This window comes from Pseudomonas defluvii (assembly GCF_001695625.1).
Lineage (GTDB): Bacteria > Pseudomonadota > Gammaproteobacteria > Pseudomonadales > Pseudomonadaceae > Aquipseudomonas > Aquipseudomonas defluvii.
The window spans coordinates 23,481-35,722 of sequence record NZ_MBPN01000013.1; the positions used below are offsets into that span (position 1 = coordinate 23,481).

The 12,242-nt window shown below is 59.4% G+C and carries 10 protein-coding genes; 7 read left to right on the forward strand and 3 right to left on the reverse strand.

Features of this window, described 5'->3' with window-relative positions; all coding sequences use genetic code 11:
* Positions 1-215: 215 nt before the first annotated feature.
* Positions 216-638, reverse strand: a complete 423-nt coding sequence (locus EKA13_RS05775; protein ID WP_065758446.1) for a hypothetical protein — start codon at positions 636-638, stop codon at positions 216-218.
* Positions 639-1,017: 379 nt separating this feature from the next.
* Here EKA13_RS05775 and EKA13_RS05780 point away from each other — a divergent pair, with 379 nt between their 5' ends.
* Both EKA13_RS05780 and EKA13_RS05785 read left to right on the forward strand, forming a co-directional pair.
* Entirely contained in the window at positions 1,018-1,953 is a 936-nt protein-coding gene (locus tag EKA13_RS05780) for a chemotaxis protein CheV (RefSeq protein ID WP_065758447.1), read from the forward strand.
* A gap of 76 nt (positions 1,954-2,029) precedes the next feature.
* A complete protein-coding gene (locus tag EKA13_RS05785; RefSeq protein WP_065758448.1) occupies positions 2,030-2,833 on the forward strand; it encodes an MOSC domain-containing protein in 804 nt (267 codons plus the stop codon).
* 76 nt (positions 2,834-2,909) lie between these two features.
* Here EKA13_RS05785 and EKA13_RS05790 read toward each other — a convergent pair whose 3' ends face one another.
* A complete protein-coding gene (locus EKA13_RS05790; RefSeq protein ID WP_065758449.1) occupies positions 2,910-4,838 on the reverse strand; it encodes a transglycosylase SLT domain-containing protein in 1,929 nt (642 codons plus the stop codon).
* Between the two features lie 210 nt (positions 4,839-5,048).
* On the opposite strand from EKA13_RS05790, the gene EKA13_RS05795 reads away from it, so the two are divergent.
* Positions 5,049-6,968: an ATP-binding cassette domain-containing protein gene (locus tag EKA13_RS05795; protein ID WP_065758450.1), complete on the forward strand. Its 1,920-nt coding sequence runs from the start codon at positions 5,049-5,051 to the stop codon at positions 6,966-6,968.
* 42 nt (positions 6,969-7,010) lie between these two features.
* On the opposite strand, the gene EKA13_RS05800 is transcribed toward EKA13_RS05795, so the two are convergent.
* Positions 7,011-7,454, reverse strand: a complete 444-nt coding sequence (locus EKA13_RS05800; protein WP_065758451.1) for a universal stress protein — start codon at positions 7,452-7,454, stop codon at positions 7,011-7,013.
* Between the two features lie 110 nt (positions 7,455-7,564).
* Between EKA13_RS05800 and EKA13_RS05805 the strand changes: the two genes are divergently transcribed.
* The 4 genes from EKA13_RS05805 to EKA13_RS05825 all read left to right on the forward strand — a co-directional run bounded on the left by EKA13_RS05805 (position 7,565) and on the right by EKA13_RS05825 (position 12,206).
* Positions 7,565-8,002 (forward strand): hypothetical protein, encoded by a 438-nt coding sequence (locus EKA13_RS05805; RefSeq protein WP_065758452.1) that lies wholly within the window; start codon positions 7,565-7,567, stop codon positions 8,000-8,002.
* Positions 8,003-8,520: 518 nt separating this feature from the next.
* A complete protein-coding gene (gene fadB, locus EKA13_RS05815; protein ID WP_065758453.1) occupies positions 8,521-10,668 on the forward strand; it encodes a fatty acid oxidation complex subunit alpha FadB in 2,148 nt (715 codons plus the stop codon).
* Between the two features lie 31 nt (positions 10,669-10,699).
* Positions 10,700-11,875 carry an acetyl-CoA C-acyltransferase FadA gene (fadA, locus tag EKA13_RS05820; protein ID WP_065758454.1) on the forward strand — a complete coding sequence of 392 codons (1,176 nt, stop codon included), beginning with the start codon at positions 10,700-10,702 and terminating at the stop codon, positions 11,873-11,875.
* Between the two features lie 79 nt (positions 11,876-11,954).
* Entirely contained in the window at positions 11,955-12,206 is a 252-nt protein-coding gene (locus EKA13_RS05825) for a DUF1653 domain-containing protein (protein ID WP_065758455.1), read from the forward strand.
* Positions 12,207-12,242 lie beyond the last annotated feature (36 nt).

Below are 12,242 nucleotides of genomic sequence, written 5' to 3' on the forward strand. Positions count from 1 at the left end.
CACTTCGCTATCACTGATGCAGGAAAGATACCTTCCCTTACATCAAGGTCGGGTGGGGTTTAAGCGCTTTACCTGGAACTAGTCGAACGCGCTCAAAGTTATGGCTTAGTGTGTTTCTTGTACCGTTCAGGTAACGGCTCTATTGCGGGCTTAGTTTGACTTTAATTCAGGCTAGTTGGCCTTGGAAAACAGCGGCTGGCATGGGGCGACTCGGCTCATTCTGCGCGGCTCGCCTCTTGCGGGTCCAGGGTGTTGGTCAGGTTGCCGATCAGCTCGAGTTGCTCCTGGTTATCCAGGCTGAGAATGCCGGTTTGCGGATCAATCAACTCCAGTTGCCAGGAAAGCAGTGTCAGGCAGTCCGAAAGCACGGTTAGCGCCTCACCGTGCAAACGATTGCGGTATCGCTCTGGCTCAAGCAGAAGTCGTAGTTGAAGGCAGAATTCGGCAATCTCGGATTGGTCGTGGGCCTGTGCGCGATTAGCGAGGGAGCCCAGTGTGTCGACCATGCAGTCGATGGCATCCGGATCGTTGCCGATCAGTTCCAGATGCGTCAGGCATTCCTGGGTCTTGGTCAGCAGAACCTCGGCATCAATCAGAAAGTCTTGTAGCGCGCTCGTGTTGGGTGAGTCGTCTTGCATTATGCGGCTCCCGCAGGGCGCAGGTTGGCGAAGTGCCGATAATCTGCCTGGCAGCGGACGTTTTGCAGTGCCGGAGCAGAAGCTGGCCACAACCGAGCGATAGCAAACAAAAGCCTGACTCCATTCATGCAATGAGAATGGCGTCACATTAATGGCTAATGGATATTGCGAACATCAGGTCTCACCCGATTGCTGCTAGGGGTTTCCCTGATGCTGTCTGAGGTGCCCGTGGAAGGGCATGAAGAGGATGAGCGCAGTAAAGCATGATGCTAAAGTGACATCAATGGGGTGCCCAGCATTTTATTTGAGGGGTCAAGCTGGGCGAAAAACGGCCGATATACGGTTAATGCATTTAATTTGCGAAACAGGGGTTCTTCTAATGGCTGGCATTCTCGACACGGTAGACCAACGGACGCAGCTGGTAGGCGAGAACCGCCTGGAAATCCTCATGTTCCGTCTGGCAGGTCGGCAGTTGTTCGCCATCAACGTGTTCAAGGTTCAAGAGGTGCTTCAACTGCCGAAGTTGACGCTGATGCCTCAGCGCCATCCCTTTGTCTGTGGTGTCGTCAACTTGCGTGGGCAGACACTGCCGGTGATCGATCTTTCTCAGGCGATCGGCATGCGCCCGCTGCAGCCCGGGCCGAACAGCACCATTATCGTCACCGAGTACAACCGTTCCGTACAGGCCTTCCTGGTCGGCGGTGTCGACCGGATCGTGAACATGAACTGGGAGGCTATCATGCCGCCGCCCAGCAGTGCGGGCCGGCAGCATTACCTGACGGCCATCAGCAAGGTTGACGATCAACTGGTCGAAGTCATCGACGTTGAGAAGGTGTTGGCGGAAATCGTTCCGTACAGTGCCAAGGTATCCCGCGACAAGCTCGAGGATCCCTTGCTGGCGCGTGCTTTTGGTCGTGAGGTGTTGCTGGTGGATGACTCTACGGTGGCGCTCGCCCAACTGCGCGACACACTGTCTCAACTTGGCGTGAAAATGCATGTGGCCAGTGACGGGCTGAAGGCGCTGCGCATGCTCAAGGCCTGGGCCGACGCCGGTGAAGACATCTGCGAGAAGCTGTTGATGGTGTTCACCGATGCTGAAATGCCAGAGATGGACGGTTACCGATTGACCACGGAAATCCGCAACGATCCGCGTTTGCGTGGTTTGTATGTGGTCTTGCATACCTCGTTGTCCGGCAGTTTCAACGAATCGATGGTGAAGAAGGTCGGCTGTGACAACTTCCTCTCCAAGTTTCAGCCCGACAAGCTGGTCGACGTGGTGCGCGAGCGTCTGATGTTGGACACGGCCACCGCCTGACGGGAGCAGGCCGGGCAGCGCCAGCCCGGCTGTCGGTGTAAGCTTGCTGCCTTTGACATCTCAGGGAGCAGGCCACATGCAGTTGAGCGCGTTATACCGTTACCCACTCAAGTCGGCCCAGGGAGAATCGTTGCAGCAGTCGTCTTGTGGGCTGTTGGGGCTGACTGGAGACCGGCGCTGGATGCTGGTGGAGCGTGAGAGCGGACGCTTCCTGACCCAGCGTGCGTATCCCCGGATGAGTCAGTTGTCGGCCCTTTATGATGCCGAGGGGGGCTTGGTGTTGAGCGCGGCTGGCCAGGATGCACTTCACGTTTCGGTACCGAGTCCCGATGACGCCTTGCGCGGTGTAACGGTCTGGCGCGATACCTTGCGCGTTCCGGACGCCGGTGATGCAGCGGCGGACTGGTTGAGCGTATTCATGGGTACCGCTGTACGCTTGGTTCATGTGCCTGAACAGCGAACCCGCTACCTGCCTGCCGGGTATGGCGAGAACAGCGACCGTGTCGCCTTTGCTGACGGTTTTCCCTTGCTGTTGATTGGCCAGGCCTCGCTTGATGACCTGGTACAGCGCGTTGGCCGACCGCTGGCAATGCAGCGTTTTCGGCCCAATCTGGTGATTGAGGGGAGTGCCCCGTTTGCCGAGGACGGCTGGAAGCGCATTCGTATCGGCACACAGGCATTTCGTGTGCTCAAGCCGTGCACCCGCTGCATCCTGACCACGATTGATCCACTGACGGGTGAGCGCAGCGCCGACCGTGAGCCGTTGACTACGTTGAAGACGTATCGGCAGAAGGATGGCGATGTGATGTTCGGGCAAAACCTGGTGGCCGACGGCGACGGTGTGCTCGAGGTGGGGATGCCGGTGACGGTGCTGGAGTAACCCTGCTGTTCCCTCGGGCTGGGTAGCCTGCTGGCATGGAACCCGTCAGGGCTCCATGTCGCCGCAGGCGTGTGGCTTACTGATCGTCAAAATAGCGTTCGTGCCAGTCCACGATGGGCTGCGGTGAGTTGAGCTTTTGCCCGTAGATCACCGAGTAGGACAGCACGTTTTGCACATACTGGCGCGTTTCGTCGAAGGGGATCGATTCAACCCAGACGTCGAAGCTCAGGTGGTTGGCGCCTCGCAGCCATTGTCTGACCCGGCCCGGGCCTGCGTTGTAGGCGGCCGAAGCGAGTACCCGGTTGCCATTGAACTGGCCGTGTACCTGACTCAGGTAGGCGGCGCCCAGCTGGATATTCTTCTCCGGGTTCAATACCTGCGCTGGGGATGCCAGGGGGATGCTGAACTTGCGCGCTGTCTCTTTGGCGGTGGCGGGCATCAGTTGCATCAGGCCACTGGCGCCAACACTGGAGCGCGCATCATCCATGAAGGCACTTTCCTGGCGGGTAATGGCAAATACCCAGCTCGAATGCAGTCCGCGGGCTTGCGCTTCACGTACCAGGGTATCGCGGTGGGCCATGGGGAAGCGGATATCCAGGTCATCCCAGTACTGCGCCTGGCTGATGGTACGAATGGCCGGGAAGTACCAGCGCATGTCATAAGCCAGTTTGGCTTGGGCAACCATCTCGTCGCGGTTGAAGTGGCGGCTGACGTGATACCACTCGCGGCGCCCGTCAACGATTTGTCCGCGGGCATGGAACTCCAGTGCGCGGCGTATGCCTGGGGTATTGCGAACCTTGTTGATGACCTGTTGGCTCAGCATTAACGGCTTGTTGTTGAGCTGATAAGGCGTTTGTGCGCGGTCGGCAGCAAGGAACCCGTAGTAATCGCGCTCACGGGCGACGTTCTTGTACAGCAGCGGGACTTGTGGGTTCTTCGGCTGCGCCAATTCCAGGCTGCGAACCTGCCAGTAGCGCCAGCGGCTGCTGCTGGCCAGGTCTTGTGGCAGGCGTTTGGTCAGCTCATGGGCATCCTCCCAGCGGCCCAGGCGCAGCAGCAGGCGAAGGCGCCACTCGGTGACCGTGTTGTCGCGCAACTCCGGGTCATAACGGGTCATCAGCTCGAGCGCGCGCGGGTCATAGCGGCGCGCCAGGGTCAGGCCGATTTCGTTGGCAATCGCAACCTTCTCGTCGCGCGAGAAGTGCATGCGGTTGGCGTAGTCGTCGAGCAGGGCCATGGCCCGCTCCGGGTCCTGGCGAGCCAGGCGCCGCAGGCCGAGGCTGACCACGTCGGCCATTGCCTCGTTGGCTGGGGCAAAGCGGCCAGGCTGATTCAGCAGTTCAGGCTTCTGCGCGACGTCGATCAGCAGCCGGCCTTGCGGGCCGAGGCTGTTCAAGGTCTTGACCAGGTTGTTCGCCAGGGCGTAATTGCGCGCCTGGGCGGCCAGCTTGAGGCGCTGCCAGCGTTTTTCCTCGGTCAACTGGCCTTCGGCGGCCCAGCGGTCGAACAGGGCATCGCAGGCGGTGGGTTGTGACTTGCCGACCAGCCAGAGTTTCTCGGCGCTGGCATAGCCTTCGGCGCGCTTGCCCTGAATCAGTAGGTGTTGGCCGTTGAGGCAGTCGAGCTCGGTGAAGTTGAGCTTGGGGTCGTAGTAACGGGCGAAGGTGTCCCACTCGCCGCGATCGGCAAGCCAACGCAGCCAGCGAAGTTTCATCCAGTTGGCTTGCGGCAGGTCGCCGTGTTCGGCAAGGAACTTCTCGATTTCGGCATTGCTCGCCGTCTTCAGACGAGCGGTCAGTTCGTCATACGCCAGGTAGGGCTCCAGCGGATAATCGCTCAGCGCCTGGGCGTAACGCCGATACGGGCCGCTGTCGCCCTTGGCCAGGGCGCGCTTGGCTTCATCGTAATACTGGCGCTGCAGCGTGATATCGGCCGCCTGTGCGGCGCTGACCGCAGAGGCAGAGAGAACAATGCATGAAACGAGGGTGTACAGGCGACGGCGCATGATACTTCCGAACAGTTTGACCAGAACAAGTGTCGGCGTCGCCAGCACTGATGGGTATTACGTGGTTAAGCTTAGCCGGTTGCCGGGGGCTGATCAAAGCACTGTGCTTGTATCGAGTTGTAATGAAGGGCTTGGCGCATAGAAGGTGCTTCCTTGATGTGAGTGTGTCGCAAACCGGGTAGAATGCGCGCCCGGTTTTTGGAGAAGATCATGACCCTGCTCAAATTCAGCGATGTGTCCCTGGCTTTCGGCGCGATGCCGTTGCTGGACAAAGTGTCCTGGCAAATCGCCCGTGGCGAGCGGGTCTGCATCATCGGCCGCAACGGTACTGGCAAGTCGAGCATGATGCGCCTGGTCAAGGGTGATCAGAAACCCGACGAAGGTGAAATCTGGCGCTCGCCAGGGTTGAAGATCGGCGAACTGCCGCAAGAGCTTCCGGTCGCCGACCAACGGACCGTGTTCGACGTCGTCGCCGAAGGCCTGGACGGTGTCGGTGCGCTGCTTGCCGAGTACCATCACCTGAGCCAGAACATCACCAATGATGCTGACCTGGAAAAGCTCATGCATGTTCAGCATGACCTTGAGGCGCGTGATGGCTGGCGCCTGCAGCAGCTGGTCGACAGCACCCTGAGCCGCCTGCAGTTGCCTGCCGACAAGACCCTCGCCGAGCTTTCCGGCGGCTGGCGTCGTCGTGTTCTCCTGGCGCAGGCGCTGGTGTCCGAACCCGACCTGTTGCTGCTCGACGAGCCCACCAACCACCTGGACATCGGCGCCATTGCCTGGCTTGAAGATGCCTTGAGCGGTTTTGGCGGCGCAGTCCTGTTCATTACCCACGACCGTTCCTTCCTGCAGAACCTGGCGACCCGCATCCTGGAGTTGGACCGTGGCGGCCTGATCGACTGGAACGGCGACTACGCCAGCTTCCTGGTGCACAAGGAGGCCATGCTGGCCGCCGAGGAGACCGCCAATGCGCTGTTTGACAAGCGCCTGGCCCAGGAGGAAGTCTGGATTCGCCAGGGCATCAAGGCCCGGCGTACCCGTAACGAAGGCCGTGTGCGCGCACTGAAGGCCTTGCGCGTCGAGCGCAGTGAGCGTCGCGAGCGTCAGGGCAAGGCCAACATCCAGCTCGACACCGCAGAGAAATCCGGCAAGCAGGTGATGGTGCTGGAAAATGTCAGCTTTGCTCACCCCGGTGGCCCGAAGCTGGTGAATGACTTTTCAATGGTGCTGCAGCGCGAGGACCGTATTGGTCTGCTCGGCGCCAACGGTACCGGCAAGACCACCCTGCTCAAGCTGATGCTAGGCGACTTGCAGCCCATCAGCGGTACGGTGTCGTCCGGTACCCGTCTGGAAGTGGCCTATTTCGACCAGTTGCGCCATCAACTGGATCTGGAAAAAACCGTTATCGACAACCTGGCCGAAGGCCGCGATTTCATCGATATCGATGGTCAGAGCCGTCACGTGCTCAGCTACCTGGGCGATTTCCTGTTCAGCCCACAGCGCGCCCGCACGCCGGTCAAGGCCCTGTCGGGTGGCGAACGTGCGCGTCTGTTGCTCGCCAAGCTGTTCAGCAAGCCGGCCAACCTGCTGGTACTCGACGAACCGACCAACGACCTGGACGTGGAAACCCTCGAACTGCTCGAAGAAGTGCTGTCTGGCTTCAAGGGTACGGTATTGATGGTCAGCCACGACCGGGCGTTCCTCGACAACGTGGTTACCAGCACCTTGGTGTTCGAGGGTGAGGGCCGTGTGCGTGAGTATGTCGGTGGCTATCAGGACTGGATCCGCCAAGGTGGTTCGCCGAAACTGCTCGGTGTAACCGAGAACAAGTCTGGCAAGCCTGAACTCAACAGTGCGGTGGTCAGCGCACCTGAGCCTGAGCCCGCGCCGGCTGCTCAACCGGTAGAGGCGAAGAAGAAGCTCAGCTACAAACTGCAGCGTGAACTGGATGCCTTGCCGGGGCAGATCGATGAACTTGAGCAGAAGATGGCTGCTGTTCAGGCACAAATCGCCGACGCTGGTTTCTATCAGCGCCCGATCGACGAGACCTCGAAGGTGCTGGCGCAGCTGGAGTCCCTGCAGGGTGAGCTGGATGTGCTGGTAGAGCGCTGGGCTGAGCTCGACAGCTGAGGCGGCGGGCCCGGCATGCGATTGCACGCCGGGCCTGGTGTTTTACTCGGCTTTTTTCATCAGGCGTACGGCAAGCACATCGCAGGGAGCGCCATGCAGGACGTCATTGGAGGTCGAGCCCAGTAGCAGGGCCAGGCCATGGCGGCCATGGCTGCCAACCACGATCAGGTCACAACCCTGTTCCTTGGCCAACGTATGGATTTCCTGGCGCGGTTGGCCATAGGGCAGGTGGACGTTGTTCTCGCTCAGTTCAGGGTATTTGTTGATGACGCGATGCATGCGCTCCCTGGCCTGATCGATTTGTTGCTGCTGCAGTTGCGACAGGTCCATCGGCACGTCGCCGCCAAAGGCCATGGCCATGGGCTCAATGACATGCACCAGCGATATTTTGGTTTCGTCGGTGCTGGCGAGTTCGCGGGCACGCTTTATGACCGGATCGCACTCTTCGGTCAGGTCTACAGCGACCAGTATGTGTTCGTACGACATGAGAGGCTCTCCTGGCAATCACAATGGTTAAAGTATGGTCGGTTTCAGGCTGATTGTTCTGGACTGAGATCAATCAGTTCGTCTTTAAGGCTCAATTAGGAACAACAGATATGACGGTCTGGCTGGTGGTGTCAATCCTTGCGCTGATTCTCAGCCCCATGGCGTGGCTGTTGCCGTCCCATCGGCAGAGTGGGCGCATGGCCTTGCGCATGGAGGCCCGGCGTATGGGGCTGGCCATGCAATTGTCGCCGCAAACCTGGCCGCACTGGCTGCCGCAGGAGCCTCCCAGCACGTGTGCGCAGTACCATCGGGCCCGGCGCAAAGGGCGGGTGGACAGCTGGTGCTATTGGCAGGTCGAGGCCGGGCAGTGGCAGAATCAGTGGCGCGAACCCTGTACCGATCCTCACTTGCTGGAGCAGTTCACCAAGCTGCCCGATAGCGTCTACAAAGTCGAGGCGGGGCCGCAGATGATCGCGCTGTACTGGGGCGAGAAGGGGGAGTCGGCTGTATTGCAAGATATTGCCGAAGTGCTCCGCACCCTGGCGTGAGCCCTCAAGCCCTTCAAGCCCTTCAAGCCCTTCAAGAAAAAAGCCCGATCCATTCGTGATCGGGCTACAGGCCAGGCAGGCCGGCTATCGTTCGTGATGGTTCGAGTGTAGCTGTGCTGTCGTCTCAGGCATGCACATTCTGATTTTTCTTTTCTCTCATACGCTGAATGTCCACTGATCGCGGCAGGGCTGCGACGACTATCGTTGATATGAATGATGGTCGATCAACCTGACCGTGGTTTTCCTGTCGCCCAGGAAAAATGACCGGAAAGTCGCGTTTTCACGACACTTTTGTGCATTTGACAACCGAAAGGATTTCGGAGAATGTGTGCACACCCAATCAAACGGGCGTATGAATTGAGCGTTTGTATTACAAGAACGCGCTTACAGAATCCCGACTATCGCGCTGACGGGTGTGCCTGGAGCAAGGGTCCGATAAACGCAGGCTTGTGGCCTGTCGAACCTTTCTTCAGCGATCGGCGTGTACTGTTCAGCTTCCATATCGTGGAGATCAGTTGATGATTTACGAAGGTAAAGCCATCACGGTTAAGGCTCTTGAAAGCGGCATCGTCGAACTGAAGTTCGACCTCAAGGGTGAGTCCGTCAACAAGTTCAACCGTCTTACCCTGAACGAACTGCGTCAGGCCGTGGACACTATCAAGGCCGATGCATCGATCAAGGGCGTAATTGTCAGCAGTGGCAAGGACGTGTTCATCGTCGGCGCGGATATCACCGAGTTTGTCGATAACTTCAAGCTGCCCGAGGCCGAACTGGTCGCCGGCAACCTGGAAGCCAACCGTATTTTCAGCGATTTCGAAGATCTGCCGGTGCCGACTGTGGCCGCGATCAACGGCATCGCCCTGGGTGGCGGCCTGGAAATGTGCCTGGCCGCGGACTACCGCGTCATGGCCAGCAGCGCCAAGATCGGCTTGCCTGAAGTCAAGCTGGGGATCTACCCGGGCTTTGGCGGTACGGTGCGTCTGCCGCGCCTGATCGGTGCCGACAACGCTATCGAGTGGATTGCCGCCGGCAAGGAAAACCGGGCTGAAGACGCGCTGAAAGTAGGGGCCGTCGATGCTGTCGTTGCGCCTGAACTGCTGCAGGCTGCGGCTCTGGACCTGATCAAGCGTGCCATCAGTGGCGAGTTCGATCACAAGGCCAAGCGTCAGCCAAAACTGGACAAGCTCAAGCTCAATGCAATTGAGCAGATGATGTCCTTCGAAACCGCCAAGGGCTTCGTTGCGGGCCAGGCTGGCCCGAACTACCCGGCGCCGGTCGAAGCGATCAAGACCATTCAGAAAGCGGCCAACTTCGGGCGTGACAAGGCCCTGGAAGTCGAGGCTGCCGGCTTCGTCAAACTGGCCAAGACCTCGGTTGCCCAGAGCCTGATCGGCCTGTTCCTGAACGATCAGGAGCTCAAGCGCAAGGCCAAGGCCCATGACGAAATCGCTCGCGATGTGAAGCAGGCCGCGGTACTCGGCGCCGGCATCATGGGCGGCGGCATTGCCTACCAGTCGGCGGTCAAGGGTACGCCGATCCTGATGAAGGATATTCGCGAGGAAGCCATTCAACTGGGCTTGAACGAAGCCTCCAAGCTGCTCGGCAATCGGGTCGAAAAAGGCCGTCTGGCCCCGGCGAAAATGGCTGAAGCGCTGAACGCGATTCGCCCGACCTTGTCCTACGGCGACTTTGCCAACGTCGATATCATCGTCGAAGCCGTGGTCGAGAACCCGAAGGTCAAGCAAGCGGTGCTGGCTGAGGTAGAAGGTCAGGTGAAGGAGGATGCGATCCTGGCTTCCAACACATCGACCATTTCCATCAACCTGCTGGCCAAGGCGCTCAAGCGTCCGGAAAACTTCGTCGGCATGCACTTCTTCAACCCGGTGCACATGATGCCGTTGGTCGAAGTCATCCGTGGCGAGAAGTCCAGTGATGTTGCCGTTGCCACCACCGTGGCCTACGCCAAGAAGATGGGCAAGAACCCGATCGTGGTCAACGATTGCCCGGGCTTCCTGGTCAACCGCGTACTGTTCCCTTACTTCGGTGGTTTCGCCAAGTTGGTCAGCGCCGGTGTCGACTTCGTTCGCATCGACAAGATCATGGAGAAGTTCGGCTGGCCAATGGGCCCTGCCTACCTCATGGACGTAGTGGGTATCGACACCGGCCACCACGGTCGTGACGTGATGGCCGAAGGCTTCCCTGATCGCATGAAGGACGACCGTCGCTCGGCCGTCGATGTGCTGTATGAGGCCAAGCGCCTGGGCCAGAAAAATGGCAAGGGTTTCTATGCCTACGAGACCGACAAGCGCGGCAAGCCGAAGAAAGTCGCCGATGCATCGGTGCTGGAAGTGCTCAAGCCGATCATCTATGAACAGCGCGAGGTGAGCGACGAAGACATCATCAACTGGATGATGATCCCGCTGTGCCTGGAAACCGTGCGTTGCCTGGAAGATGGCATTGTCGAAACCGCTGCCGAAGCGGATATGGGCCTGGTCTACGGCATTGGTTTCCCTCCCTTCCGTGGTGGTGCGCTGCGCTACATCGACTCGATCGGGGTGGCTGAATTCGTTGCCCTGGCCGATAAGTACGCCGATCTGGGGCCGCTGTATCACCCCACCGCGAAGCTGCGTGAAATGGCCCAGAACGGCCAGAGCTTCTTCGGTTAAGCGCCCAACGATATAGAGCGAGAATGAATTTATGAGCCTGAATCCAAGAGACGTGGTGATTGTCGACTTCGGTCGCACCCCGATGGGCCGCTCCAAGGGTGGCATGCACCGCAATACCCGCGCTGAAGACATGTCGGCGCACCTGATCAGCAAAGTGCTGGAGCGTAACGCCAAGGTTGATCCGGGCGAAGTCGAGGACGTCATCTGGGGCTGCGTCAACCAGACCCTGGAGCAGGGCTGGAACATCGCCCGCATGGCTTCGCTGATGACCCAGATCCCGCACACCGCTGCCGGGCAGACGGTCAGCCGTCTGTGCGGCTCCTCGATGAGCGCGCTGCACACCGCCGCCCAGGCAATCATGACCGGCAATGGTGACGTTTTCGTCGTCGGCGGCGTCGAGCATATGGGGCACGTGAGCATGATGCACGGGGTCGATCCGAACCCGCACATGTCGCTGTATGCGGCCAAGGCCTCGGGCATGATGGGCCTGACGGCTGAAATGCTCGGCAAGATGCATGGCATCAGCCGTGAGCAGCAGGATGCCTTTGGTCTGCGTTCGCACCAGCTCGCCCACAAGGCGACGGTCGAAGGCAAGTTCAAGGATGAGATCATCCCGATGCAGGGCTATGACGAAAATGGTTTTCTGAAAGTCTTCGACTACGATGAAACCATTCGTCCGGACACCACCCTGGAAAGCCTGGCTGCACTCAAGCCGGCGTTCAATCCGAAGGGCGGCACCGTGACGGCAGGTACCTCGTCGCAGATCACCGACGGTGCCTCGTGCATGATCGTGATGTCGGCGCAGCGTGCCAAGGACCTGGGCATTCAGCCGTTGGCGGTGATTCGTTCGATGGCGGTGGCTGGCGTGGACCCGGCGATCATGGGCTACGGCCCGGTGCCGGCTACGCAGAAAGCGCTCAAGCGCGCCGGCCTGAAAATTACCGATATCGACTTCTTCGAGCTCAACGAAGCCTTCGCGGCACAGGCCCTGCCCGTGCTGAAGGATCTGAAAGTGCTCGACAAGATGGATGAGAAGGTTAACCTGCACGGCGGCGCGATCGCATTGGGTCACCCGTTCGGTTGTTCCGGCGCTCGAATCTCCGGCACGCTGCTCAATGTCATGAAGCAGAATGGCGGTACCTTCGGTGTCTCGACCATGTGCGTTGGCCTGGGCCAGGGCATTACCACTGTTTTCGAACGCGTCTAAGCGTTGGGTGGTAGGAAGCCGGGGCCTTGTGCCCCGGTTTTTGTTTGTGCAGGATATTTTTCTCAAGAGGGCAGGCAGCATGCAGATACAACCAGGCGTATACCGGCATTACAAAGGGCCTGAGTATCGTGTATTCAGTGTCGCCCAACACTCCGAAACCGAGGAGTGGGTGGTGTTTTATCAAGCGCTCTATGGCGAGTTCGGCCTGTGGGTGCGGCCTCTTTCGATGTTCCTCGAGTCGGTCGAGGTTGACGGCGAGCAGGTGCCACGCTTTGCTTTGGTCAAGGCCGAAGAGACGTTGTTTACCCGTGGCGATGCCGAAGCAGGCTAGTTCACTGCGCTTGACCTCACTCTGTTGCCACTATAT